We start from the raw sequence: 23,152 nt of genomic DNA on the forward strand, positions 1-23,152 counted from the left end.
TTAATCACCTAATCTTTCTTGAATTTTTTGTACAATACTTTTTCCGTCCACTGTAGCCCCAGCAGGGTTACCAGAGGAAACAATCGTTGGTATCGGCGGAGTTGTTTTAGGGTCTTTTGCTTCTTGAAATAAGAATGATTTATTTTTTTGTAGTCCCTTTAATTGTTCGTCAAAACCTTGTAATTTGCCGCCGACAACTTTAATAGTGTCTTTATCTAGTTGACTAAGCACAATGTCTTCATCAAGCGCATTCGCTTCTTTTAAAGCTAGCTTGATGGCAAAATCTTTTTGTTGCTCCGTAAGATTTGCTTCAGCATCTTCTTTCGCTTTATCGAACTTACTTTGTAAATTTGCAAGCTGTCGAGTTAACTCTTCGTTGTCTTTAGTCGCTTCTTTCAAAGCGTTTAACTCTGTTTGATTTGAGTTAAGTTGTTCCTTAAGTTGATCACGCTCTTGTTCTGCAGCAGCAAGAGTTTTGTTCAATTCAGTAACAGTTTGACCATGTAACCCCACAACAGAATTCACTTGTTCATCTGTCAATCCAAGTTCTCTTAATTGTTCTCGCTTCATTTTCTTCATCCTTTCGTTGTTTAACGAGGCTACGCCCTCGATGGATTGAACAGTTTAACGCCGTATTCAGGGCAAAATAAAAAGCCTAATCATTGATTAGACTTAAAAATCATCATAGTGAAAATCTTTCAATAAGGTATTAATAGGTGTGTATACTCGCTCTCTCGCGTAATTTCTATTTAGATACTCATTAGAATCAACTAGAGTACGTAAGCGACTTTGTATAGCTCTAATCTTCCTTGACCAATCTTGGGCGTTTTCGTCTTGTCCTAGAGCTTCTGAAACCATTCTATTCTTTTTATATTTCACAACTTGTCTTTCTAATTGACGTTGACGACTAGTTAACAGAGCTACTTTCTCATTTTCTTTCGCATCATATTTCGGTTGGTTATTGATATTTACACCAGGAACAAACGGAATATGTAAATGTTGACAATTAACACCTCTGTGACCGCCAGGGGTACCATATTCAGCATTCCAGTATGGATCGTAGATACTTCGATATTTCCAATTAGATGGCAACTCAGACATTTGCCTTAAATCGACAACGTTTCCTTGTATCTTTGAACATGCTTGTCTTGCTCCCATATGACTTGTTACTACAACTGTATAAACACCATACTCACTCATACGTTCTTTTCTTAACGTGTCATAGGTATTTGATAGGGTAGACTTTAAAACCGTTCGAACATATCGCTCTAGACTCCATGTATGTCCCCCTTTATCAATAAAGGTTGACTTAATCCCTTTTTGAGCCCATTGCTGAATGGTTCTAGCTAAAGCTTCTTCAAACGTAAATATACCACTGTTAAATGCAGCGGTAGTCTTGTTAACAATTTCTGTGTACATTTGAGTAGTGGCTGTTCCATAACCGAAATTGGTAGATAACAACGTTTGATTCACATAATTGTTGATATCAGACCAAACTTGATCATGATAAGCTTTCATGATGTTATCTAAATTAGTTGGAATAGGTTTTGTATCATAAGGTAACTCTCTATCTGTATCCCTTATAATCTTGTCACCCGTATTTTCAAACATTCGTTCAATTTCAGATTCAGCAATTCCTGTTACTTGAGAAATCACTTTGACGGTTTCCTTATTGAATAAGTGTAGCTCTTGCAGTTTTTCTCTTTGCCACTCTAAAATATCGTCATGTCCGTTGTTTAATCTCTTAATGATAATACGTATTAATTCGCCTTCCAATGATTGATATAGATGCGCCATATTAGAAGACCATAAGTCTAATTGATGAGGTGTAATCATTATTCCTCATCTCCTAGCTCTTTTTTAGTCAGAAATTCCTCAACTTCTTTTGGATCTAGTCCATACTCTTCTTGCTGTATTCGTTGAAACCATTTAATTGCTTCCTCATCCGTCAAATTGAAAATCCCTTTTAAAGCTTCAGTAGTTGGTACTAATTGAGCTGTTTTAGCCTTGCTGTAAAATGCTAATTTTTGTTCTAAACTTTCAAAAATACCATCATCAAAATCTACACTTATTTCCTCAAATGAGGGTATAGCTCCAGAGTATAACTTATGACCTTCATAAACCATCACACTAGCTAGTTCTAAAATAGAAACAATTAATCCCTTGATAAACTTTTCTATTTCGTTACAATGCATATTTCTAGTCCTATAAGTCAGTGAGTTTTGGCTGATTACCTCTGTAGCTGTTTGCATAGATTTGCCATCAAAACTGAACGTTCCTACACTTAACTGTAGTTGTACTTCAAGAGTTTTTAAGAAATAGTTGATAGAAGATATATATTGCTCTGTACGAAGATCACGAGTAATATCTTGTACAAATTCTCTATCGTCTTCCATTCTCATCGGACGATAAATATTAACGTCAGGGTCAAAAATAGGGTGTAGTTGATTACCTTGTTCATCTGGTACATAATCTAATAAATGATCACTAACGACAACTGTACGTTGTCCCATCTTGATTTCCCAATGAAATTGATCGAAAGTATCATTTATTTGTTTTATTGTATTTGTCGCATTATCACAAATCCCCAACCCTAACGGACTATGCAAACTAAAATTATTAAATCCTGCTGGCTTAAGATAATTGAATAAAGGTTTTTGTAGATTTTTAATTGTAGTCGTTTCTTGTAAATCTTTATATTGATTTTTATAACCAAGTGGAACTCTTTTGCCAATAATATTCGAGTTATCAGAACAATAGAGTTCATTGGTAATTACTAACGTTCCATTTGACCATTCGTGAAACTCTAAAAGTGTATAATAAATAATATTGTTTGCCTCAACTTCTAATGTTTTAAACATCATTACACCTTCTGAAATACCGTTAGAGGTAGAACGTAATGGATAAAAAGCATTAGCTAATGCCCAAGAGAATTCCAATTCTCCTGTTTGAGTATCTACATATGGACGAATTGCCAGCCCTCCTGTAGCAAACATAGGTTCTAAGTATTTTGTCATGTTTTTTTTGAAATCATTGTGTTCTAAAACATGCTGAATAAACTCATTTGCTTTAGGTTCGTCGACTTTAATTTCGACTTGTTCATTAAATACCAAACTAGCCATTAACTCCGCTGTCAATTTTCTTATATTTAATGCCATGTATTTTCTTTTTTGAATTTTATTTGAAGAATTGATGTATTGAATTTCATCGTATTCATTTCTATACTCTTTAAAATCAATTGTGATACGTTCTAGCTCTTTCGTATCAATATTTACTTTTGGATGATCATTGATTGTTGCTAGCGATTGTCCTGTCACTGCATACCCTCCCTTCTTAAATAAGTTTCTTATCTTATCTATAAAACTCATGATGTCACCTACCTTTTGAGTTTCCACTCTCTTGCATTATCAACGCAGGCATACTTGAAAGCATCAACAGAATGGTCGAATTCTTTGATAACCTTTGGATCCTCTGATTCTAAATAACGTTCATCAAATTGGTATCGCTTATGTTCTTCTATAAACAAATTTAAACTGTCACAATTACTCAACCCTGTTTTTATGGTTGGTTCAAAATAATAAAAACGTCCTTGCGCTAATAAGTCATGGACGTAATCAATCATATCTATATTTTTTTTCTTTGCTACAGGATGCCATCTTTTTCCAAAATCCTTAGTATATTGATTACGCAACCCACCTTCTGCGCTATCAATTGTTCGCTGTCTAATTGGTGCATTTCCCACATAGGAATGACGAGAAGTTTTTGTAATAAATTCATGTAGCTCTTTTGATAAGTCACTTGGTGCTTTTTTTATTGCTCTTCCCTGTGGGCTGTAATAGTACATATTTAATAGAATAATATTTTCTTTTGCAGTCAGACCAAAACACAAACAAACAGTTGCAGATGTCTGGTGTCCAACATCCGTCGCATAATATAAAGCTATAACACGATCATCCGTTGGTAGCTCATCTAATCGTTTAAACAGATCAATATTATAAACATTTGTTCCTAAGCCCACAGGCTCACCCAAATATAAATATCTATAATAATCATAATCATTTTCTTTAATACGATTTATCTCTTCTAGCATTTGATCTGTAACAAAACCTAATTCATCATTTAAGTAGCTTGATTCATGAATCAAATAACTAGGTTGATTTTTTAATTTTTCAACCCATTCATTAATCCATGAATAAGGATCCCTAGGTGGATTATAACTCCAAAAAAATTGAACAGTCTTTGCTAATGGATGCTTTTGGCGCATAAATGTTGTATTTGATTGATCAAACTCTTCTGCATTTTTAAACTCGGCAGCTTCTTCATACCATACCGCAATAATATTTCCGATATCATTTGATTTCAACTTTTGAAAATCATCTTGACCGTAAAAATAAAAAGTTGATCCTGTTTGATTATGTGTAATTTTAAGTGGCGAAACGGTACAAGAAAAATCATTCATTATACCGAATTTATTTAATGCCCATTGTATTTTTAAATAAACACTATCACGAATTGTATTTGCAACTTTACGTATTATTACCACATTCGCTTTTTCATTCAAGAGAATGTATTTAATCATCGTATAAACTAGTAGTAATGCAATGACTGAAGACTTAAACGAGTTTCTTCCACCTTTTAGAATATTGTAAGGTTTATTAGATTGCCAAACTGATTTAAAGTGAGGATTAACTTCTTTTTGTATATTAATTTTGCACATTGGATTCACTCCAAGAATCGATAATTGTAATCAAACTACTTATTGACTCATTATCAGGAATTGAATGCTTTATTTTCATAATTTGCGCATCTATCAATTCCAGCTTTTTACGTCTTTCATCCTGTTCATCAGCAATAGCTACAAACTGCTTTATCAAATTAGACAATGTACTCATCGCTCTTGACTGCGCATTTAAAAAGTTTGCTTGTTTGTCCCATGCATATTGAATAGCATATTCTTCTGAGCTACCAGAATCGCTTGAGGACCATTTCGAAACTTCTTTTGATAAATCTTCTGACCCAGAAAAATACATGATTTTCTGCGCTCTGATAATAGCCGTGTACTGAATCATAATGTTATTCCAGATAATATCTTCTGGCTTAGAGGTTGCAACCTCATTCATGATTTCTAACGTTTCAGAGGGTAACCAATTAGCGAAAAGCCCGTGTTTTACAGCGTTTTTATTTCTGTCAGGCGCCCCCCTGTTATTAGGTAAGGTTGCATCCTTGGTTGCAACCTTTTCTTGCGACCAATAACGAGATTTCCATGACTTTACCGTACTAATTGATACATCGTATTTATCGGCTATTTCCCTGTATTTTAAGCCTTTTTCATAATCTTCTTTGGCTAATTCGTATTTTTTCACATGTGATACCACCTCACTTTTTGCAACATTTGTTTTGTAAATTCAAAAACAAAAAGACCACTCAACGAGTGATCTCAATTATACCTTTTATTTTTAGCTTTCTTATCTTTCATGGAAGACTTTATCTCTTTAAAAATCAATATTAATTCTAAAATACCCATTAGAAAAACAATTATTAGAGCCGGTACTAAAAACCACCAACTAATATCTATATAATCAAATAAATTAAGCCATATCGCCAATATACAAACAATAAATAACATTTTTGATTCGCACCTTTGAATTTTTTTAGTAATTTAACACACACTAAAAAGAAATTCTTATTATTTATTTCCATTACATACAAATAAATAATAGGGATACTAAACAAATTTTGTTAATATTACTGTTAGGTAATGTTTGTTCCTTCAAAATTTAAAAATGAATAACTAAATAAACGCTCACATTGTTTAGTCTGCTGGTTAATAACATTACCTTTCCTCTTAAGTTTTCCTCTATTCTTAAGAGGAATTTAATTTTTATTATCTTTCCTTACTCTGCAAAATATTAGTATTATGTCTTACTTGTTATACATATGTCTTTAAAATCGCAATAACACAATAATACTTGAAAATCTTTTACCATGGTTATTGGATTGCAAATGAAGAAAGGAATTTTTCATATGTCTAATTATATTCTTAAAATAACACCTGATAAAAACAATATTCACGTACTACACGAAATAGAATGTCCATATACACCTGATGAACATTCTATAAAAATTGGATACCATGTATATTCTTCATCAGCGCTTCGATATATTCGTATCAAAAAACCAAATTTAAATGTTTCTGGATGCAAATACTGTTGTCGTTCTTGTTGCAGTAAAAAATAATTGTATTGCTAGCTATCTTTTGAGGATAGCTAATTTTTTCATATCAAAACAGACAGCAACCAGTTGATATAGATAAACAATGGAAAGTAAAGGAGGTTTTCACTTCCTTTTTCGTATTTTTGTGATTAGTTGGTTGCTGTCCATCAAAGCATAATTACAACAATGAGGGAGACTACCTCCCTTCGTTTATTTTGTCGATCCTGTTTCCTAATCTTTCGACATTAATAGAATATCATGCTGTATACAATACTGACATAGCTACAATGTTCGAACATTTAGTGAACATTGGAATTTTAAAATAAACTGATTTGTTCAGGTTCGTCTCTTCGATTATTGTAATAATCAATCTCATTAAGTTTGTTTTGTCTATTTACCTTGTTCATTTCATATTCATCCAAGAAATCCAAAGTTTTACGAATATCAGCATGTCTTTGCCTAACATAAGATGCGCTGTAGCCAATCTCTTCCGCTATTATCTCTAATGAACAACCCTCGACATACTTTTTTCGAATAATCTCATTATCAATTCCTTTAAAAGAGTTAATAATAGCCAGCATTTCTTTGCGTTGCTCTTCGAGTAAATCAATTTCATTTTCTATCTTTTGAATATTTTCTTCCAAAGAAGCTGATCTAGAATTCTTTTCGATTCGGACGTCTGCTAAATCCCCATTGACCCATCGATTCAATTCAAGCTTACTTTTATTAAGATTCCACTTTAAGTAAAGAATCTGCTCATCAAGTTCTTGATAATCTTTTAACCACTGAAATCTCACAAACGCCACCCCTTATATGATAAAATAGTATTGCGCTGCTATCTCGAAAGAGGTGGCTTTTTTTATTTTTCTTATATCCCTCTTGTTTTCTAGTCAATCTTGCAAGTGCATTTCTAGCTTTCAATAATTCCTCAGCTCCATCTTTTTCAAGCCGAACAGGTGAAATGGATAGTGAATTAAAGAGAGAATGAATCGCTTTTGTTAGTGAACCTTCTGACCCTGGATTGATTTTCAGTTGCTCCAACACGATTTGCTGGTTGTCGTCTAACTGTGATTGCTGACTTGCTACATCATACGTTTTCTCAAAAATATCCGGTTTACATGGATAAATCTCACCTTCTACCCCTCTAATAATGTAGTCACCTGTTTTAGCAACCATTATCCCTTCTAAAGTTTTTATTTCACACCATGCATCTTGCGGATAATTTTTACCGAAATTATAGGTAATAATTCTGTTTTCTGATACAGCATCCCAAAACCATTCTTCCCCTATAAGCCCTCTTGAATTTAATTTAAAAGCTTCAATAACTACTGGTTTCTTTCTATATTTCATCCTTCTACCACCTCTTCCACTGTTCCGCCAATTTGAATAGCATCCATTTCAGCTTCTTCTTTAGAATTGTATTTTATCCGTTGAGCTAGCGCACCAGGAGCATCGTCAATAACATAGGTCACTTTAGTTTCATCGAAACCAGAAAAATATCCTTTGCCTATTTTTACACAATACAACGGCTCTTTCTCAACCTCGTAGCCGTCTCTCATGCGGATGAGGGTTTCGATTGGTTTGTTTTCAGCAACATCTAACCAATTCTCAAAATCTTTCTTGTGTGGCCATTCTTCATCATCTAATTCTCTGATTGCCATAAAAATCGCTAAATCCAATGCATCTTTATTATCTTCAAACCACTCCGCCACGAACGAATCAACAACTGGCTTCTGAGGTTCGTCTAGTTTTTTCATTACCGCAATACCGGCATTTAAACCGTTATTGAAACAATCAGTTCTTATGTCTTCACTTTTCATTTTATGACTTTCTAATTCTTTGATTCCTTCTTGTATGTTCATCGCTGTTCCTCCAATAACTCGCTATTTTCCCAAATATTCCCGATAACTTCGTATTCCACAGGAATAACTGATGAATACCCCATTTTTGTATAAACATTGAATCCGATATAGTAAATCAAATCACCAAAATCTTCTTCATGCTCTTGTTCTCCAAATGTCACTATTTTTTTAACACCATCCGCAAGTACTATATCCCCCTCAAATATTTCTACGCCATTCTTATCTTTCAGTCCTGTGGACTGCATTAATTCAATATTTCTCACATGATACGATTTCAATTCAGAAGGAGTTTTCCAATATTCAATAGAGTTGACCTTTCCACTTTTAGTAAAATGTAAGACTGCTACGTCTCTCATTACATTCTGTCGTTTATCCCAAGCTCGAAACTTCGGTATCATTCGCTGTCATCCTACTTCTTCTCAGTCACCGTAAACGGCACAATACTTTCTGGCATGTAATTTACTTCGTATTTGTATTCATTGACCTTCGCGCCTTCTAAATCTTCAACCACATACATGTTCCAACTAGTCATGTTTACAAGATGTTTTTTGTACTCATTCTTTCCTGTTTCAACTAGAATAACGAGTTTATTTTTATCTTCCGTATCCACAGATATTCGACCGATCGCTTCAAACTCCACTTTGTCCGTTCGAGTATTGATTACTGCTACTCGACGAATCACATTAAAATTATCTGCTTCTTGGCTTACATTGTAGGAAACTTTATCACTTTCTCTACAAGCCCCTAATGTGATGCCTATTCCTAATAAACTGATAAATACAATTAATTTTTTTCATTTGTCTTCCTCCTCAATTTCACATGCTTTTTCAAACTCGTTAGTGATACGCTCAAGCGCTTTTTTGTACTCGATAATACTTTTTATCACGTGACCTTCTCTCATCACGTTAGTCACGCTGTATTGCTTTTAAACACATACTCAACGTTTGATAGTATCCAATAAACGAAACCCCTTCTACTTTTTCACCTTTGCTATTTACGGTATATTGAATATTCCCTTTTTCATCAAAAATAACTCGTGATAGAACAATATTTCTGCAATCACTCGTCTCAGTGATTCGATAGTTTTCAATTTTCATATCTAGCATTCCACAGCCCTCATTTCTGTAAATGGAATAATGGTTTTCCCGTGGTATTCAACTACTAAACCGTCATCGTCTGGATGAGTACTATCAATCGTTACCATCGCTGAATTGTCATAAACATGTTTTACATATCCCGAAAATGGATAAAACCATGGTGTTTCTCTATTTGAATCGCAACAGAAGCATTCAACCTCTTGGTTAACTTCTGGAATGAATTTCTTTTTTCTGCTCATTTTCAAACCTTCCTAACCTTTCTTTTAAAAACGCTCTTCCTTGAACGTCTTGCCATATTTTTTAGCTAATATCAACGGCACTTGATAACGATGGCAGAACAGTTTCGCTTTGATTTTAAAATCTTTTGTCTGCATTCCTTTGACATCTACAACTTTCACAAGCTTACCGTTTTTATAAAACGTGAAGTCAGGAATATACTCGATTTTACGGTACTTCTTGCCTTCCAATTCAAATTTTGGCAATAGTTCAAATTTTTCCTGAAGCTTTACTTTCCAGCCGTTTGCTTCCGCTTGCCATACTGCCAGATCATAGTACTCTGCTTCTGCTACAGAATCGAATTTGATCCCACGATGAACCGTTTTTCGATTGCGGTATTTGTTCATGCTGTCGCTCCTTTTACTGGTTTTAATCGTTTATCTGCTGTTTGAGAAAATACCATCGTAAATCCATCAGAATTGACAAACATTCTTGATGTCGTCCTCGTACCGTAGGCTTCTTTCAGTTCTTTGCCAAGCAAGTTCGTTGTGATAATCGTTGCTAAGTTTTGTCGTGCATCCAAAAATGAATTTAGCGTGTTTATGCCAAACGCTCGACTTTCCGATGCATCTTTTCCTAATTCTGATCCGATATCATCAATGACAACTAAATCCGCTGTTTTGATATCTGCAATCAACGAGCCTTCAATCGTTTTTCTGAGTTCAGGATTGTTGTACGAAAACTTGATTTGATCCAGCATTTCCTGTAATCCGATAAACAAGATTTTCTTGTCGTAGTTTGAGCGCTTCAAAACTTCCCAAGCCGCTGCCATCGCTAGGTGACTTTTACCTGCTCCCTGTTTGCCAGTTAAAACAAGGTGACTTGGATTTCCTAACAAGACTGAATTAACAAAGCGTTTGGTTACTTCAACCGCTTGTCTTGTTTCTTGATCAACGATTTGATAATTCTGCAATGTACAATCAAACATCGCTTTATTAGGCACGACAGAACCACCTTTGAAAAAATTGATAGCTCTTGCTTTCAGGCTTTCGTTGTACATTTGCTCTGCTTGTAAGTCTTCCTGAACTCGCAATGCTTTATACCCACATTGCATACAGGTTGGTTTACAGCGCTCTGAGCCATCAGGATTCTTCGTACGCCAGCCATACAAGGGCTGTCCGCATTCAGGACATTCGCCACGTTGGACAAGCACTTTCTGTATCAGCTTTTCCATGATTTCTCCAACGGTTTCCATGCCTACGCCTCCTCTCAAATAGGCAACTCATCTGTGCTAAATTTCTCGTATTCAAGCGTTTTATTTGCATTTCTAGGCGATTTTGAATAATGACCTTGCAAATACTTTTTCACTTTCTCAACGGTGTCTAGTTGCTTGTTTTCCCAACTTTTCAGCACTTTATCGAGATAGTTATAATTTTTAGCACCATTTTTCAGCATTTCTTCAATCGCCATGATGACAATTTCATCTTGTCCTTGAAAATCATTTACCCAAAAACGAATAGATTCTAAGACCATTGGTGATTCTGCTGGATTCACTTGATTTAACCAATAACCTGTTGCGCTAGTTTCTGAATGAAAATCTATACTAGATCCAGAAGCATTTACAGTGTTGTTTTCGTTTTTGTTTTGTTTATGTTTATTTAATGTGCTACTGTTGCGCAACTGTGTTGTATACTTTTGTGCTACTATTTCGCTACTATGTTGTACACTCTCTTGTAAACTATTTGACGTATAAAGTTTACATATATGATAAGAGGTTGCTTTTCTTCCATTACTTCGGAAATCAATCAACCCTAATTGTTTAAGGATATTTCGATTTTTATTTATTCCTTGGCGTGAAAGACCGGACAAAATTTCAAGCGTTTGATTACTTGCCGTAAACCACTCACTCCATCTTGCTTTATTGTTTATGCTCATCAATGCGCGCCATAAAGCAATTTGACCAGATGAAAGTCCCTGATTGTACATTAAATAATCGTCAAACGCTAAAATTTGTCGAATATAGTCCATCATCACTCCTCCTTAGATAAGCGAGGGTAAATTCCCTCGCTATAGTGGCGGATTCATATCATCGAACAATGAATCCTGTTGTTCGTCTGTATTTGCTGTTTCTTCGTATTCATCAAACGCTGATGATACGTCTTCCACTTTTTCTTGCTTCTTTACGTTCTGATTCAATTGGTTCTGCATCATTTAAAGTAACTTCTTCTACAAGATCATTATTTTCGTCAAATCGAAAAACTCTTTCATCAGAAGTAACCGCATTTTGCATTTCTACAGATAAAATTCCCCATTTAGCTAACATGTTACGTAAGACGGTTTTTATCGCCATCGCATCATAATTCTCTTTCCACGCTCCGGTTAGCTTTGTTTTATCAACCCCTTTGGCATGTTTGATACGATGAGCTTCTACTTCTTGCTTCGTCCAATAAACAGTTTTTTTAAACCCATTTAGTAATTCAAAAAWTCCAACATAACCGATAACTCGATCAGATTGTTTCGCATTGTAGTCAAACTGCAACTCTTCTGTCAGAGGATTCCATTCAATTAATTGCCCTTCATAAATTTCTATTGCATTAAGTGCTTTGTATTGTCCAGAACGTTGTGCTAACTGAATATAGCCTTTTGTATCCTAGGATGAATTGGGCTTCGTTATGCGTAATCCAATCTTTTCCTACCTTTTCTTTCCGATTAAATGGAACAATATAGGCATAGCCTAAATTTTTATCTATTGGTAAAATCCATCGTCGCTGCTTTTAAAGCAGAAGCGATGATAGTCATCGGCTCTGCTTTAGATAAATAATCATCGCCACCAACTAACGTTAAAAGAGAACCCATAAAAGCATCTGATTTTTCGTGTAAAATATCATTGAATTTCTTTTTCATAGCTGGCTGACTCATCAATGTTTTAAAACCTAATTTTGAAACATCCACTGCTTGATTGTTTTGTTCTGTTAGCTGATTCTTTAAATCTTTACTTGTTGCCATATCACTGAATCTCCTTTATCACTAATCTATTTGAAGTTGATAAGCTGTAAATTTCCTCATCTTTCATTACATATGGATATTTCTCTGCTATTTTCTTCAAGTCTTTTCGTTTAGAAACGACTGATTTTAAACAAATAATCCGATTAGGTGTGATACCTGTAGAGGCATTCTTTAWTTCCAAGTTCTTTGGATAATTTGATTGTCGATTTGTCGAATACTCTTCTCTAATTCCTTCTTATTTTTGTAGCAACTCTCTTTTTGTATCGAGTAGAACGTCATAATCGGCATGAAGCTATAATTTCAGTTGAATCTAATTCCGAATAACGCTCTTTTAGAAAATCTAATGTTGCTTTACTTCCATCGATCAGTGGCTCTTCTCCGCCAATAATGTTTGTTTCCCAAAAATCAACTAACCGTTCTGTGATGATGTCAATCAGTTCTTGATCTCGTTCAACTCGTTTCCATATAAATCTTTGAACCACCAATCAACACAGCGATATAACAATAATCCTTGTTCAAAACATTCATATAATGTTGCACTTGACACAAATAACTGAGTGGCACTTCTTCTCCTTCCCATTCTTTGCTAAGAAATTGATTCGCTGTTTTACATTCAAGAATGGCATTTTCTCCTACTACATCACGGTCGATATTGGCTCTTAAAAATGGATGTAACGGATGTTCAAACACTTGGTTTCTTCTACGGACCTTTTTGCCTGTTCGTTCTTGAAATTCTTTGGCAACAACTTCTTCTAAAACATTGCCCCAATAAGCTGGTTCGCTCTCTGAATCTTTCAATTCAATTTGACCCGTTTTCTCAAGCCATAATTGATAAGGAGATTTGTATTTATTCAATCCAAGTACGGTTGCGACATCAGAACCACCAATACCTCTTTTGCGGTCTTCGAGCCATTCTTGATGACTCATGTCTAAAGTTGATTTACTCATCTTCATCCTCCTCGTCGATTGGTGCTTCATATGGTGGTTTAGCATAATCAGGATCAGTTAAATAATTGTCAAGATTTGCTAACTCGTTCATGTTTCCCCTCTTTTCTGCTTGCTAATACGCAAAGCACAAGCATGGCAATTGCGAATAACAAGCCAAAGATGACGTAGTTTTTTGATACAATCACTAACGTGAAAAATAAAATAATGAGTAAATCAATTGTTTTTTCATTCATCATTGAATTCCCCCTTGAGAATGCGAGTCATCACGTCAGCGAGATCTTCTTTGTTATCAATAACAAAGGTATGATTTGTAGATTGATTTTCTTCTTCGCTTTGTGCTCGTTTATAAGCATCTACAGCAATTCTACGTACAATGTGTGCTGGTACTGGAAAATTATCATCTAAATGTTCTTCTTGCATAGCAAGGCAAAGTAAAATTTCTGTTGTCTCACCATAAATGATGCTCTTAAGTTCCCCTTCTTTTTGTGCTGTACAAATAATGGAAACACTTTGCTTTTGACACTCGCTTTTTAACTCTTCAATAAGATTTTCAATTTTTTCATTCATGTGCTATAACTCCCTCTGGAAAATTTCTTCTTCTGAAAAAGAACTTTTGCTGTTCAAATACGTTAACGGCATACTGATAATTTTCTTCATTCAATTCATCAAGGCTCTTAAATTCAAGTGATGACTTTACAGCCTCGTAAATTGCTGTTCTTTGTTGTTCAATGCGCTTAGAATCTTGACGTTCTAACCATTGATTCACTTCTTTACAAAACTTACGTTTGTAGTCTACTTTGAGTTTGTTTTGTTTCTCTAAAGCATCTAATCTCTCGTTCATTCGTTCCCATTCTGCTTTAGAAATTGTCATCATTTCTGCCATTTGATTCTTCCTCCTAAATCAAACTTGTGGTATACTTGCTTTGAATTTTATATTGGAAATAGTTTTTCCACTGTAGTGCCAAGTATTTTGGCAATCTTTATTGCTGGAGCAACATTTGGTAGATGTTCCCCAGCTTCAACTCTCTGATATTGACGAGTTGATATGCCGGCTTGTTTTGCAACTTCCGATTGCGACAAGCCTTTTTTTATACGTAGTTCTAACATTTTTTTATTTTTCACATCAGCCCCTACTTTCTTATTTAAGACGACGTTTTCGTCGGCTTATGTTTATATAATAAGCGACGTTTTCGTCGTTGTCAATTATTTTTTGGAGGAATATATGATGACGACATTTAGTGAGAATTTGAAAAAGCTTCGTTCAGAATCTGACATATCTCAACTTGTATTAGCAAAAGAAATAGGCACAACTACTAGGCAAATCCAACGATATGAAAGTGGCGAAAACGAACCTAAATTATCACAAGCTGTTTTACTCGCCGACTACTTCGATGTATCGCTTGATTATTTGGTCGGTAGAACAGATGAGAAATGATCGCTCAGGCGGTCTTTTTTTGTTACTACTTTTTAACAAAAGAGAGAATTTCCTCATTTCCCTTTTTGATATAATTCCCCTATCAGGATGAGAGACTGAAATATCTGATAGGGAGGTGATTAGATGGATTATCGAGATATTTTGACTGAGCTTAATTATTACTACCCAATAACTGGTAGCGCGAATTTAGGAACTATCAAAGCTGCATTTGCTACCACTGAAAAAGAATATATTGTTTTTCACATTCATGAGAACAATATCTATTCGATCTCAAATATGAAGACTGGCGAACTGTGGACAAATACAAAACTCAAAAAACTAGACGATGGAACCCTTTCTGTTTAGTTTTCCATCTATGGTACACAAGTAATTACTATTGTTTCCATATCACTCCTTGCTATTTCTGATAGCTTGGAGCTCTTTTTTTATTTCTTCTTGCGATACAATAATTTGTTGCTGTTGCTTAAGAAGCTCATTGAGTGCTACCATTTGTAATTCTTCCATTTGACTACCTCCATTTCTGAGTGATAGACTTAAGTTACTAGTTCTTATTTCTCACCGATTAGCGATTGCACTCGCTGGTCGGTCTTTTTATTTCTAGCCACTTCTTCTGGCGTTCACGCCATTGTTCCCCTAACAATCTAGGTTTCATTACTTCGTGGTATTCCTGATTTAGTTTTCGCATCAAGTATTGATGCTCTTGTAAGGTCATTTAATACCTCCTTCGTCTCTCACCGTCACCACCTCCAAGAAGAGGAGTTGCCCATGCAAGTAGGTATATGTGCTGTGTTTTTTGTAGTTTTTGAAGGAAATCGCAACTCCTCTTTTCGGAAGTGGTGAGTGTAGAACAAGTTTAAATATTTAAATTTCAAAAGTTTCTTTTAAAAATCGTTGTAATTCAGTTCGTTCAATTCGAATATCTTGTTCACTCCATTGTTGAATCTTTAAACCTTTTGAAATCCAACCGCTTAATTTGTCATCACCAATTCTCAATATTTCTTTTACTTGAGACTTATTCGGGTAAGGTGGTAATTCAACAGTTTTAGTCAACAAGCTGGATCGCTTTTCGATTTCTTTCAAAACAATAAAAGTAATATTACTTGCTAATTCGTTTTGAATTACTTCATCTGGAATGTTTAGTTGCATCAGTTATACCTCCTACGCTGGTTGTTTGGTTATATTAGAACCAAGTTGTATCTTTTTAAGATACAAAATGGCTAAAAAAAATTTCATCTACTTCTTCTGCTGTCAAATTATATCTATCTTTAATTAACTTGATCTCTGATTGAGTGAATTCAGCACCATTACGTTCATTAATTTTTCCAGAAAAACTTTGTGGAGTAATTCCCATAAAAAGAGACAAAACATTTTGGTTTTCACCGTTTAAAACAATAATAGAACGCAATTTTTCTTTGTTCATATTTCCCCCTCCTAACCTTTTGTATCTTTTCAAGATACTACGAGTATATCATTTACTTGACACTTGTCAACAACTTTTGTATCTTTTTTTTAAACGAATTAAAAACAACTTGAAACAATTTATGAAAAATGTTAATTTTGAAGTGTAGGAAAGAGAGGTAAATATGAGTGAAACAATGGCTGAAAGAATCAAGAGGCTTCGTATCGAGCATAATATGACTCAAGAAGAACTTGGAGAAAAAGTAGGTATTAAAAGAGCTGCTATTAATAAGTACGAGAAAGGTAATGTAGAAAACATGAAACGTTCCATGATTGAAAAAATGTCTTCAATATTTGGTGTTTCACCGGTTTATTTAATGGCACTAGACGATTATAGCAGCTCATCTATAGAAAAAATATACAATCAACTATCACCACCTCGACAAGAGAAAGTCTACGTTTTTGCAAAAAACCAATTGGACGAACAAGAAAAAGAAAATAGTCGAAATAAAAATATCACCTCTTTAGAACAATACAAACAGAGAAAACAACAAAAAAAATCTATGTCCGTATTTTACTGGTGCGGTGCTGTCTCTGCTGGTACCGGGGAATTTTTAGCAGATGAATATAGAGAAGAAATTACTCTCCCTACTGAAATCATTCCTGATGACGCTGACTTTTGTTTAACCGTAAATGGAGCTTCCATGGAGCCTATTTTCCATGATGATGATTATGTGTTTGTCAAAAGACAACTAGAAGTTTTCAGCGGAGCAATTGGAGTAGTTATTTTAAATGGTCAAGCTTTTTTAAAACGCATATGGTTTGAAAACGACATTGCGAGACTTCAATCTTTTAACAGTGATTACGATGATATTATTGTGACTGAAAATGATGATTTTAGAATTATTGGAAAGGTGGTTATGTAAGATGACTACAAAACAAGAAGAATTATCTTATGCTATTAAAAATTTAGATGATGAAGCAACAGAAATTGTCTTACAATTAGTTTATAAACTATCAAATGGAAATGATCTAATTAACGAAGATGGCGAAGTTATCGTTGACGATTTCTATAAAAAACTCTTATCTAGTATTGATGAAACAGACAGTGGTCAAGACTTTACCTATGAAGAATTAAAAAAAGAATTAGGAATTATGTAAATGAAAAAAGTAATTTTCAAAAAACAACCTTTAAAGTTTTTGAAGAAACAAGATGAAAAAACAAAAAGTCGTATTATCAAAGCTATCTATGCTCTACCTAGTGGCGATGTCAAACCATTGCAAGGTCATTCTTCTTACAAACGATTACGTGTTGGTACGTTCCGTATCATTTTTGACGATGATGGCAAAGTATGTATTATTGCTAGAATTGGCAACCGTGGCGATATTTACAAATAAAAAAAGCCCGTGCTACCAACACGGACTACCTAACCGAATTTCCTCGGCTATTGACTGCAAATAAATAATAGCAAGCAAAACTTTTCTTAGGTTATTATCTTTTTCTAAATTTGAAAAGTTTTGTAGAGGAGGGAAAATATATGAAAAAAGCTTTATTGTCGTCCGTCGCTCTATTATCTCTTATTTGTGCATCGCCAGTAGTTTATGGAGAAACAACTAGTGATTCTGGTCCTCAAAAAACTACAGTTTCTTCTGTTGAAAAAAACAGTACTACTACATCTTCTACTACCCCAGTAAAAGATAGCTCGACTAGCAGTACTACATCTTCTAGTACTAAAGACAGCACTAGTTCAAGCTCTTCAGCTAAGACAGAGACTAGTACTACTAGCAAGCTAGAAACACAAAATAGTACTCAAGCATCATCAAGTACTACTTCAAGATCTACTACTAAATCAAGTACTAGTAGCTCAACAGAATCTAGTAGCACTACTAACAGCTCAACTCAAGAAACAACACAATCAAGCGCATCACCTGTTACTACTTTAAAAGCTACATCTAAATCTTATGGAGTAAAACCAGGTGTTACAATCTCAAAAAATGAATTGTTGCAATTAATAACTTACACAAACGGGGATAAAAATAATTTAGATGTCATCATTACAAGTAATTATGCCTACATTTCTAAAAATGGGCAACAAAATTCAAAAGTTTATTACACTGATTTAAATGCCTTGATTGGACCAGCAAACTTAAATAATATTCAGGTAATGACAATTGCCCAAGCTCTAAAACTCGGCTTTACTCCTGCCCAAGGAAATGCAAATAAAAATATCGAAGTTATTAATTGCTCTTTGCCAGGACAATATAAAATTACATTCAGAGATAGAAAAACAGGTTTGAGTACTACAACTACAGTAACTGTCGGAAACCCAGCGTCAGCAGTCGTTTCTGGAAATACTCAAAATTCAGGAACTGTTAATCAAACAACAATGACGACATCATCATCAACAGTAGCTACTCCGAAAACGAATAATGCAACAACTAAATCACCTGCACCTATCGCAACCAAATCATCTGTCGGAACTACCAAGAAAAATCCAGTTTCAACCTCTAAATATACCATGCCAAAAACTGGAGAAAAAGTTAATCATATTCTATCTACGGCTGGTGTGCTTATGACTTTAATTGTTGGTTCTGTTGCTTTAATTTGGAAATTCTGATAAAAAAGAGAGCTGATGCTCTCTTTTTCTAAAAATGATTAAAGAAAAGCCTTCGGGCTTTTCTTTTACAACGATAAGAACATACATTCGAAAGGAGAAAAACATGCAATATCAAGAATTCAAAGAATGGTTAGAAAACAACTCTAATTCAAAACATATATTTTTAACAAAATGGAAAGACTATCAAATATCAAAAAATAGTAAACGAACCGGAAAAACAAAAAAGTGGGATGATGATAAAATCATTCGCACTGGTGAAGAAGAATGGAAAAAAATCGTAATGAATACCTATCAAAAGCTTAAATCTCATTTAGGAATTCCAAAATACAACGGATACCAAGAATGGATTGATTTCATAGAAAAAAACGAGATTTTAGAATCATTTGACAATAGTATTTTAGAAATAGAATTAGAATAGGAGTTGAATTTTATGGCTATGATCAAACAATATCAAAAGAAAAATGGTGAAAAAGCGTGGTACTTCAAGACATATCTTGGTATTGATCCATTAACTGGAAAAAAGAGATATACAACTAAAAGAGGATTCAAAACACAAAAAGAAGCGAAAATCGCACTAGCTAGACTAGAAGTTTTAGCTACAGATAAAAAACTAGTAAAAGACAATAACTACACTTTTACACAAGTAAAAGATATGTGGATTGAACAATATAAACCAACAGTCAGAGAAAGTACTTACTTACGTGTTAAGTTTTTGTTTGATAAAAACATTTCAACTTTTTTTGGAAATAAAAAAATACAAAGCTATAACATAGCTTACTGTCAAGAAGCTATCAACAAATGGAAAGAACAATATTCTACCTATAAAGCTTTAAAATGTTATACATCTGCAGTTTTTGATTATGCAAAAAAAATGAACCTAATTAAAGAAAATCCTATGAAAGAAGTGACTTTTTCCAAAGGAGAACGCAAGCAAAAAAAGACTAAATTAAAATATTTTGAAAAAGAAGAATTACAAGATTTTCTTGAATGCTGTCAAAAAGACAAATTCCTTATAACTTATCCTCTATTCAGAGTTCTAGCTTTTACAGGAATACGAAAAGGTGAAGCATTAGCATTAACTTGGGACGATGTAGATTTTTTTAATAAAACACTTGAAATCAATAAAACTATCACGAGAAATTCAGATAATAAATTTATTTCTACACCACCAAAAACAAACACATCTATTAGAAAAATTTCGCTAGATGACGAAACACTAAATATTTTGAAGGCATGGAAAACTCAGCAAAAACGTTATTTACTTGCACATGGTCAACACGCTAAAACAAAGAATCAAATAATTTTTTCTTCTAAAAACAATAATTGTATAGATATAACTCGGCCTAATATTATTTTATCTAGAATATGCAAAGAACATAATTTCAATGATATTACCATACATGGCTTCCGTCATACACATTGTAGCTTATTATTTGAAACTGGTTTGTCTATCAAAGAAGTTCAAGAAAGGTTAGGACATTCAGATATTCATACAACAATGAACATATACACTCATGTGACTAAAAAACAAAAAGAAAGGTCTGCTGATAAGTTTGCAGCTTATTTAAATTTTTAAAAAGTATGGTCAAAAGTATGGTCAAAAGTATGGTCAAAAAAAGAAAAAAAGACTAAAAACCTTAAATATCAAGGCTTTTAGTCAATTAAAAATCAATAAAATTATTTAACAGTTACAGATGCGCCAACTTCTTCAAGTTTAGCTTTTAATTCTTCAGCTTCTTCTTTAGATACGCCTTCTTTAACTGGTGCAGGAGCTCCGTCAACTACAGCTTTAGCTTCTTTCAAGCCTAAGCCAGTTGCTTCACGAACTGCTTTGATAACTTTAACTTTTTGGTCTCCAGCTGCAGTTAATTCTACAGTGAATTCTGTTTGTTCTTCAGCAGCAGCAGCGCCACCAGCAGCAACTGCAGCTACAGGAGCAGCAGCAGATACGCCAAATTCTTCTTCAATAGCTTTAACTAAGTCGTTAAGTTCTAGGATAGTTGCTTCTTTTAACTCAGCAACAATGTTTTCAATGTTCATTGCCATTATAATTTCCTCCGTTTTAGATGTTCGTATTTTTATTTATGCTATGCGGCTATTAAGCTGCATCTCCATCTTCTTTGTCTGCCACTGCTTTGACAGCGTAAGCCACGTTGCGGACTGGCGCTTGTAGTACAGATAGCAACATAGATAGAAGTCCTTCGCGGTTTGGCAATTTTGCCAATGCTGTGATTTCTTCCAATGAAGATACTTTACCTTCGATGATACCGCCTTTGATTTCTAATGCTTTTGCTTCTTTAGCAAATTCGTCCATGATTTTCGCTGGTGCTACAACGTCTTCGTTACTAAATGCAACGGCTGTAGGTCCAGTGAATACTTCGTCTAAGCCTTCTAATCCAGCTTTTTTAGCGGCACGTGAAAGGATTGAGTTTTTGATAACTTTCATTTCTACGTTTGCATCACGAAGTTGTTTACGTAAACGAGTCACTTCATCAACAGTTAAACCACGGTAGTCAACTACGACTACAGAAGCTGCTGCTGTAAATTTTTCGCTCACTTCATCAACGATTGCTGCTTTTTTTGCGATAATTGCTTCACTCATTTTTGAGTTTCACCTCCTGAATTTTGATGGAAGAGTTTTTACACTTGATCATTGACCAAGTATTGTTCATCATCTACTCACTTCGTTCTTAGTGATTCACTTCGCTTGAGAGGGAACTTCGCTCACTCTGTTCGCCAAGTATTGTTCATCATCTATTCACTTTGTTCTTAGTGATTCACAATAAAAAAACTCTATGCCACCGTAGACATAGAGGGACTATTGAAAGTATTCAATAAACGTCCTCGGTAGGAAATTAAGGCTACGCCACCTACTGTCTTCGGTACAAGTTAATTATTAACCTCAACTAGCTTAGCATGCTAAACTAGTTGAGTCAAGAATTATTTTTCAGTTGGATCAATCAACGTTCTAATTCAAGAATTAGAAAGAAGCTTGGTCTACATGGATACCAGGTCCAAATGTTGTTGTAACTGTGATATTTTTCATGTATTGACCTTTAGCTGCTGATGGTTTAGCTTTCACTAATACATCATGGATTGTTGCAAAGTTTTCAACTAATTTTTCATTGTCGAATGATACTTTACCGATTGGTACATGGATATTTCCAGCTTTGTCTACGCGGTAAGTAACTTTACCAGCTTTTACTTCGTTAACAGCTTTTGTTACGTCCATTGTTACAGTACCTGTTTTAGGGTTTGGCATTAAGCCTTTAGGTCCTAAAACACGTCCTAGACGACCAACAGTTGCCATCATATCAGGTGTAGCAACAACTACGTCAAAGTCAAACCATCCGTTTTGGATTTTTTGAACCATGTCGTCGTCACCAACGAAATCTGCACCAGCTGCTTCAGCTTCTTTTGCTTTGTCTCCTTTAGCAAAAACTAAAACAGTTTGTGTTTTACCAGTTCCGTTTGGTAATACTACAGCACCACGAATTTGTTGGTCTGCTTTTTTAGGGTCTACGTTCAAACGGTATGCAACTTCAACAGTCGCGTCAAATTTTGCAATGTTTGTTTCTTTTGCTAAAGCTACAGCCTCGGCAACAGGATAAACTTTACTTGAATCAACTTTTTTTAATGCGTCTTGCATTTTTTTGCTCTTTTTAGCCATTTTGGTTCCTCCTTGATTGTGGTTATAACGGTTGTACCTCCCACGTGTTCTATATCTTTCAATACAGAGCCAACTGAGAAGCTACTTTCTTAGGGTGTAGCGATTATTCTACAGTGATCCCCATGCTTCGTGCAGTTCCTTCAACCATGCGCATAGCTGCTTCGATGTCAGCTGCGTTTAGGTCTTCCATTTTTAATTCAGCGATTTCTTTTACTTGATCGCTAGAAACTTTAGCAACTTTAGTTTTGTTTGGTTCGCCTGAACCTTTATCGATTTTTGCAGCTTTTTTCAATAATACTGCAGCTGGTGGTGTTTTTGTAACGAATGTGAATGAACGGTCTTCGTATACAGAAATAACAACCGGAATGATTAAACCTGCTTGATCAGCTGTACGAGCGTTGAATTCTTTAGTGAATCCCATGATATTGATACCCGCTTGACCTAGTGCAGGACCTACTGGTGGAGCTGGAGTTGCTTTACCTGCAGGAATTTGCAATTTAACGATTTTTTCTACTTTCTTTGCCACGAGACATACCTCCTTAAGTCCGTGATGTGGTTAATTGGAGATGCATATTTCTCCTCCCACGTTTTCACTCATAATCCTTCGATTATCAGTCAAAATAATGCATATGACAATGCACACTGATACAGTATAGCAAATATATTCTATTTTTCAAGATTTTTTTCTG

The 23,152-nt window shown here is 34.6% G+C and carries 32 protein-coding genes, 3 pseudogenes and 1 other annotated feature; of the genes and pseudogenes, 8 read left to right on the forward strand and 27 right to left on the reverse strand.

Annotation, left to right across the window (positions count from 1 at the left end; genetic code table 11):
* The 20 genes and pseudogenes from EHR_RS02400 to EHR_RS02505 all read right to left on the reverse strand — a co-directional run bounded on the left by EHR_RS02400 (position 1) and on the right by EHR_RS02505 (position 14,464).
* Entirely contained in the window at positions 1-570 is a 570-nt protein-coding gene (locus EHR_RS02400; RefSeq protein WP_010738483.1) for a phage scaffolding protein, read from the reverse strand.
* 102 nt (positions 571-672) lie between these two features.
* Positions 673-1,836 (reverse strand): phage minor capsid protein, encoded by a 1,164-nt coding sequence (locus EHR_RS02405; RefSeq protein WP_010738484.1) that lies wholly within the window; start codon positions 1,834-1,836, stop codon positions 673-675.
* Positions 1,836-3,317 (reverse strand): phage portal protein, encoded by a 1,482-nt coding sequence (locus EHR_RS02410; protein ID WP_010738485.1) that lies wholly within the window; start codon positions 3,315-3,317, stop codon positions 1,836-1,838. Before EHR_RS02410 ends, EHR_RS02405 begins: the two co-directional genes overlap by 1 nt.
* Positions 3,318-3,376: 59 nt before the next feature.
* A complete protein-coding gene (locus tag EHR_RS02415) occupies positions 3,377-4,717 on the reverse strand; it encodes a PBSX family phage terminase large subunit (RefSeq protein ID WP_010738486.1) in 1,341 nt (446 codons plus the stop codon).
* A complete protein-coding gene (terS, locus tag EHR_RS02420) occupies positions 4,704-5,363 on the reverse strand; it encodes a phage terminase small subunit (protein ID WP_010738487.1) in 660 nt (219 codons plus the stop codon). Before terS ends, EHR_RS02415 begins: the two co-directional genes overlap by 14 nt.
* Positions 5,364-6,530: 1,167 nt before the next feature.
* On the reverse strand, positions 6,531-7,010 hold the full coding sequence (locus tag EHR_RS02430; RefSeq protein ID WP_010738488.1) for a hypothetical protein: 480 nt from the start codon (positions 7,008-7,010) through the stop codon (positions 6,531-6,533).
* Positions 6,973-7,563, reverse strand: a complete 591-nt coding sequence (locus EHR_RS14665) for a hypothetical protein (protein ID WP_014834289.1) — start codon at positions 7,561-7,563, stop codon at positions 6,973-6,975. Before EHR_RS14665 ends, EHR_RS02430 begins: the two co-directional genes overlap by 38 nt.
* A complete protein-coding gene (locus EHR_RS02445) occupies positions 7,560-8,075 on the reverse strand; it encodes a DUF1642 domain-containing protein (protein ID WP_010738490.1) in 516 nt (171 codons plus the stop codon). The genes EHR_RS14665 and EHR_RS02445 overlap by 4 nt, the downstream gene beginning before the upstream one ends.
* Positions 8,072-8,473 (reverse strand): YopX family protein, encoded by a 402-nt coding sequence (locus EHR_RS02450; protein ID WP_010719512.1) that lies wholly within the window; start codon positions 8,471-8,473, stop codon positions 8,072-8,074. Before EHR_RS02450 ends, EHR_RS02445 begins: the two co-directional genes overlap by 4 nt.
* Positions 8,474-8,484: 11 nt before the next feature.
* On the reverse strand, positions 8,485-8,859 hold the full coding sequence (locus EHR_RS02455) for a beta-sandwich lipoprotein (protein WP_042969823.1): 375 nt from the start codon (positions 8,857-8,859) through the stop codon (positions 8,485-8,487).
* A gap of 9 nt (positions 8,860-8,868) precedes the next feature.
* Positions 8,869-9,181, reverse strand: a pseudogene (locus tag EHR_RS13695) (hypothetical protein).
* A complete protein-coding gene (locus EHR_RS02465) occupies positions 9,175-9,411 on the reverse strand; it encodes a hypothetical protein (RefSeq protein WP_010738491.1) in 237 nt (78 codons plus the stop codon). The pseudogene EHR_RS13695 and the gene EHR_RS02465 overlap by 7 nt, the downstream one beginning before the upstream one ends.
* Positions 9,412-9,435: 24 nt before the next feature.
* A complete protein-coding gene (locus EHR_RS02470) occupies positions 9,436-9,795 on the reverse strand; it encodes a DUF1064 domain-containing protein (protein WP_010738492.1) in 360 nt (119 codons plus the stop codon).
* A complete protein-coding gene (locus tag EHR_RS02475; RefSeq protein WP_014834293.1) occupies positions 9,792-10,643 on the reverse strand; it encodes an ATP-binding protein in 852 nt (283 codons plus the stop codon). Before EHR_RS02475 ends, EHR_RS02470 begins: the two co-directional genes overlap by 4 nt.
* 14 nt (positions 10,644-10,657) lie before the next feature.
* Complete coding sequence (locus EHR_RS02480) at positions 10,658-11,416, reverse strand: DnaD domain-containing protein (protein ID WP_014834294.1); 759 nt, start codon at positions 11,414-11,416, stop codon at positions 10,658-10,660.
* A 39-nt stretch (positions 11,417-11,455) separates the two neighbouring features.
* A pseudogene (locus tag EHR_RS02485) lies at positions 11,456-12,394 on the reverse strand (recombinase RecT).
* A 1-nt stretch (position 12,395) separates the two neighbouring features.
* A pseudogene (locus tag EHR_RS02490) lies at positions 12,396-13,342 on the reverse strand (YqaJ viral recombinase family nuclease).
* A 225-nt stretch (positions 13,343-13,567) separates the two neighbouring features.
* Positions 13,568-13,909, reverse strand: coding sequence for a hypothetical protein (locus EHR_RS02495; RefSeq protein ID WP_010738494.1), 342 nt, complete (start codon positions 13,907-13,909; stop codon positions 13,568-13,570).
* Positions 13,902-14,225, reverse strand: coding sequence for a hypothetical protein (locus tag EHR_RS02500; RefSeq protein WP_010738495.1), 324 nt, complete (start codon positions 14,223-14,225; stop codon positions 13,902-13,904). Before EHR_RS02500 ends, EHR_RS02495 begins: the two co-directional genes overlap by 8 nt.
* Positions 14,226-14,272: 47 nt before the next feature.
* On the reverse strand, positions 14,273-14,464 hold the full coding sequence (locus tag EHR_RS02505; protein ID WP_010738496.1) for a helix-turn-helix transcriptional regulator: 192 nt from the start codon (positions 14,462-14,464) through the stop codon (positions 14,273-14,275).
* Between the two features lie 103 nt (positions 14,465-14,567).
* Here EHR_RS02505 and EHR_RS02510 point away from each other — a divergent pair, with 103 nt between their 5' ends.
* Positions 14,568-14,777, forward strand: coding sequence for a helix-turn-helix domain-containing protein (locus tag EHR_RS02510; protein ID WP_014834297.1), 210 nt, complete (start codon positions 14,568-14,570; stop codon positions 14,775-14,777).
* 123 nt (positions 14,778-14,900) lie between these two features.
* Positions 14,901-15,122, forward strand: coding sequence for a hypothetical protein (locus EHR_RS02515; protein ID WP_010738498.1), 222 nt, complete (start codon positions 14,901-14,903; stop codon positions 15,120-15,122).
* Positions 15,123-15,339: 217 nt separating this feature from the next.
* Here the strand turns inward: EHR_RS02515 and EHR_RS14200 are convergent, their stop codons facing one another.
* The 3 genes from EHR_RS14200 to EHR_RS02525 all read right to left on the reverse strand — a co-directional run bounded on the left by EHR_RS14200 (position 15,340) and on the right by EHR_RS02525 (position 16,197).
* Positions 15,340-15,489, reverse strand: a complete 150-nt coding sequence (locus EHR_RS14200; protein WP_010738500.1) for a hypothetical protein — start codon at positions 15,487-15,489, stop codon at positions 15,340-15,342.
* A 149-nt stretch (positions 15,490-15,638) separates the two neighbouring features.
* The gene (locus EHR_RS02520) at positions 15,639-15,923 is read right to left on the reverse strand and encodes a hypothetical protein (RefSeq protein ID WP_010738250.1); all 285 of its coding nucleotides are present in this window, start codon (positions 15,921-15,923) and stop codon (positions 15,639-15,641) included.
* A gap of 55 nt (positions 15,924-15,978) precedes the next feature.
* The gene (locus tag EHR_RS02525; protein ID WP_010738501.1) at positions 15,979-16,197 is read right to left on the reverse strand and encodes a hypothetical protein; all 219 of its coding nucleotides are present in this window, start codon (positions 16,195-16,197) and stop codon (positions 15,979-15,981) included.
* A gap of 163 nt (positions 16,198-16,360) precedes the next feature.
* Between EHR_RS02525 and EHR_RS02530 the strand changes: the two genes are divergently transcribed.
* From EHR_RS02530 to EHR_RS02555, 6 genes are all read left to right on the forward strand, one after another.
* Positions 16,361-17,101 (forward strand): XRE family transcriptional regulator, encoded by a 741-nt coding sequence (locus EHR_RS02530; protein WP_010738502.1) that lies wholly within the window; start codon positions 16,361-16,363, stop codon positions 17,099-17,101.
* A 1-nt stretch (position 17,102) separates the two neighbouring features.
* Positions 17,103-17,336 (forward strand): hypothetical protein, encoded by a 234-nt coding sequence (locus EHR_RS02535; protein WP_010738503.1) that lies wholly within the window; start codon positions 17,103-17,105, stop codon positions 17,334-17,336.
* Positions 17,337-17,573 carry a type II toxin-antitoxin system RelE family toxin gene (locus EHR_RS02540; protein WP_010738504.1) on the forward strand — a complete coding sequence of 79 codons (237 nt, stop codon included), beginning with the start codon at positions 17,337-17,339 and terminating at the stop codon, positions 17,571-17,573.
* Positions 17,574-17,713: 140 nt separating this feature from the next.
* On the forward strand, positions 17,714-18,793 hold the full coding sequence (locus EHR_RS02545) for an LPXTG cell wall anchor domain-containing protein (protein WP_010738505.1): 1,080 nt from the start codon (positions 17,714-17,716) through the stop codon (positions 18,791-18,793).
* Positions 18,794-18,896: 103 nt separating this feature from the next.
* Positions 18,897-19,211, forward strand: a complete 315-nt coding sequence (locus EHR_RS02550) for a hypothetical protein (RefSeq protein ID WP_010738506.1) — start codon at positions 18,897-18,899, stop codon at positions 19,209-19,211.
* A 12-nt stretch (positions 19,212-19,223) separates the two neighbouring features.
* On the forward strand, positions 19,224-20,369 hold the full coding sequence (locus tag EHR_RS02555) for a site-specific integrase (protein ID WP_010738507.1): 1,146 nt from the start codon (positions 19,224-19,226) through the stop codon (positions 20,367-20,369).
* Positions 20,370-20,470: 101 nt separating this feature from the next.
* Here EHR_RS02555 and rplL read toward each other — a convergent pair whose 3' ends face one another.
* The 4 genes from rplL to rplK form a co-directional block, all read right to left on the reverse strand.
* Positions 20,471-20,839, reverse strand: a complete 369-nt coding sequence (rplL, locus tag EHR_RS02560) for a 50S ribosomal protein L7/L12 (RefSeq protein WP_010720148.1) — start codon at positions 20,837-20,839, stop codon at positions 20,471-20,473.
* A gap of 52 nt (positions 20,840-20,891) precedes the next feature.
* Positions 20,892-21,395: a 50S ribosomal protein L10 gene (gene rplJ / locus EHR_RS02565; protein ID WP_010720149.1), complete on the reverse strand. Its 504-nt coding sequence runs from the start codon at positions 21,393-21,395 to the stop codon at positions 20,892-20,894.
* Positions 21,396-21,568: 173 nt separating this feature from the next.
* Positions 21,569-21,694: a sequence feature (ribosomal protein L10 leader region), on the reverse strand.
* Between the two features lie 79 nt (positions 21,695-21,773).
* Positions 21,774-22,463: a 50S ribosomal protein L1 gene (gene rplA / locus EHR_RS02570; protein WP_010720150.1), complete on the reverse strand. Its 690-nt coding sequence runs from the start codon at positions 22,461-22,463 to the stop codon at positions 21,774-21,776.
* Between the two features lie 103 nt (positions 22,464-22,566).
* Positions 22,567-22,989 carry a 50S ribosomal protein L11 gene (gene rplK, locus EHR_RS02575; RefSeq protein WP_010720151.1) on the reverse strand — a complete coding sequence of 141 codons (423 nt, stop codon included), beginning with the start codon at positions 22,987-22,989 and terminating at the stop codon, positions 22,567-22,569.
* Positions 22,990-23,152 lie beyond the last annotated feature (163 nt).

Source organism: Enterococcus hirae ATCC 9790, assembly GCF_000271405.2.
GTDB classification, from domain to species: domain Bacteria; phylum Bacillota; class Bacilli; order Lactobacillales; family Enterococcaceae; genus Enterococcus_B; species Enterococcus_B hirae.

Excerpts from the sequence above, each read along its gene's own strand:
- EHR_RS14200 (WP_010738500.1), bottom strand. The coding sequence starts at position 15,489 with ATGACCTTACAAGAGCATCAATACTTGATGCGAAAACTAAATCAGGAA.
- EHR_RS02515 (WP_010738498.1), top strand. The coding sequence starts at position 14,901 with ATGGATTATCGAGATATTTTGACTGAGCTTAATTATTACTACCCAATA.
- EHR_RS02550 (WP_010738506.1), top strand. The coding sequence starts at position 18,897 with ATGCAATATCAAGAATTCAAAGAATGGTTAGAAAACAACTCTAATTCA.
- EHR_RS02495 (WP_010738494.1), bottom strand. The coding sequence starts at position 13,909 with ATGAATGAAAAAATTGAAAATCTTATTGAAGAGTTAAAAAGCGAGTGT.
- EHR_RS02500 (WP_010738495.1), bottom strand. The coding sequence starts at position 14,225 with ATGGCAGAAATGATGACAATTTCTAAAGCAGAATGGGAACGAATGAAC.
- EHR_RS02470 (WP_010738492.1), bottom strand. The coding sequence starts at position 9,795 with ATGAACAAATACCGCAATCGAAAAACGGTTCATCGTGGGATCAAATTC.
- EHR_RS02415 (WP_010738486.1), bottom strand. The coding sequence starts at position 4,717 with ATGTGCAAAATTAATATACAAAAAGAAGTTAATCCTCACTTTAAATCA.
- EHR_RS02445 (WP_010738490.1), bottom strand. The coding sequence starts at position 8,075 with ATGAACATACAAGAAGGAATCAAAGAATTAGAAAGTCATAAAATGAAA.
- EHR_RS02535 (WP_010738503.1), top strand. The coding sequence starts at position 17,103 with ATGACTACAAAACAAGAAGAATTATCTTATGCTATTAAAAATTTAGAT.
- EHR_RS02520 (WP_010738250.1), bottom strand. The coding sequence starts at position 15,923 with ATGCAACTAAACATTCCAGATGAAGTAATTCAAAACGAATTAGCAAGT.
- EHR_RS02510 (WP_014834297.1), top strand. The coding sequence starts at position 14,568 with ATGACGACATTTAGTGAGAATTTGAAAAAGCTTCGTTCAGAATCTGAC.
- EHR_RS02555 (WP_010738507.1), top strand. The coding sequence starts at position 19,224 with ATGGCTATGATCAAACAATATCAAAAGAAAAATGGTGAAAAAGCGTGG.
- rplJ (WP_010720149.1), bottom strand. The coding sequence starts at position 21,395 with ATGAGTGAAGCAATTATCGCAAAAAAAGCAGCAATCGTTGATGAAGTG.
- EHR_RS02480 (WP_014834294.1), bottom strand. The coding sequence starts at position 11,416 with ATGGACTATATTCGACAAATTTTAGCGTTTGACGATTATTTAATGTAC.
- rplA (WP_010720150.1), bottom strand. The coding sequence starts at position 22,463 with ATGGCTAAAAAGAGCAAAAAAATGCAAGACGCATTAAAAAAAGTTGAT.
- EHR_RS14665 (WP_014834289.1), bottom strand. The coding sequence starts at position 7,563 with ATGAAATATAGAAAGAAACCAGTAGTTATTGAAGCTTTTAAATTAAAT.
- EHR_RS02530 (WP_010738502.1), top strand. The coding sequence starts at position 16,361 with ATGAGTGAAACAATGGCTGAAAGAATCAAGAGGCTTCGTATCGAGCAT.
- EHR_RS02465 (WP_010738491.1), bottom strand. The coding sequence starts at position 9,411 with ATGAGCAGAAAAAAGAAATTCATTCCAGAAGTTAACCAAGAGGTTGAA.
- EHR_RS02540 (WP_010738504.1), top strand. The coding sequence starts at position 17,337 with ATGAAAAAAGTAATTTTCAAAAAACAACCTTTAAAGTTTTTGAAGAAA.
- rplL (WP_010720148.1), bottom strand. The coding sequence starts at position 20,839 with ATGGCAATGAACATTGAAAACATTGTTGCTGAGTTAAAAGAAGCAACT.
- EHR_RS02405 (WP_010738484.1), bottom strand. The coding sequence starts at position 1,836 with ATGATTACACCTCATCAATTAGACTTATGGTCTTCTAATATGGCGCAT.
- EHR_RS02450 (WP_010719512.1), bottom strand. The coding sequence starts at position 8,473 with ATGATACCGAAGTTTCGAGCTTGGGATAAACGACAGAATGTAATGAGA.
- EHR_RS02400 (WP_010738483.1), bottom strand. The coding sequence starts at position 570 with ATGAAGCGAGAACAATTAAGAGAACTTGGATTGACAGATGAACAAGTG.
- EHR_RS02545 (WP_010738505.1), top strand. The coding sequence starts at position 17,714 with ATGAAAAAAGCTTTATTGTCGTCCGTCGCTCTATTATCTCTTATTTGT.
- EHR_RS02525 (WP_010738501.1), bottom strand. The coding sequence starts at position 16,197 with ATGAACAAAGAAAAATTGCGTTCTATTATTGTTTTAAACGGTGAAAAC.
- EHR_RS02475 (WP_014834293.1), bottom strand. The coding sequence starts at position 10,643 with ATGGAAACCGTTGGAGAAATCATGGAAAAGCTGATACAGAAAGTGCTT.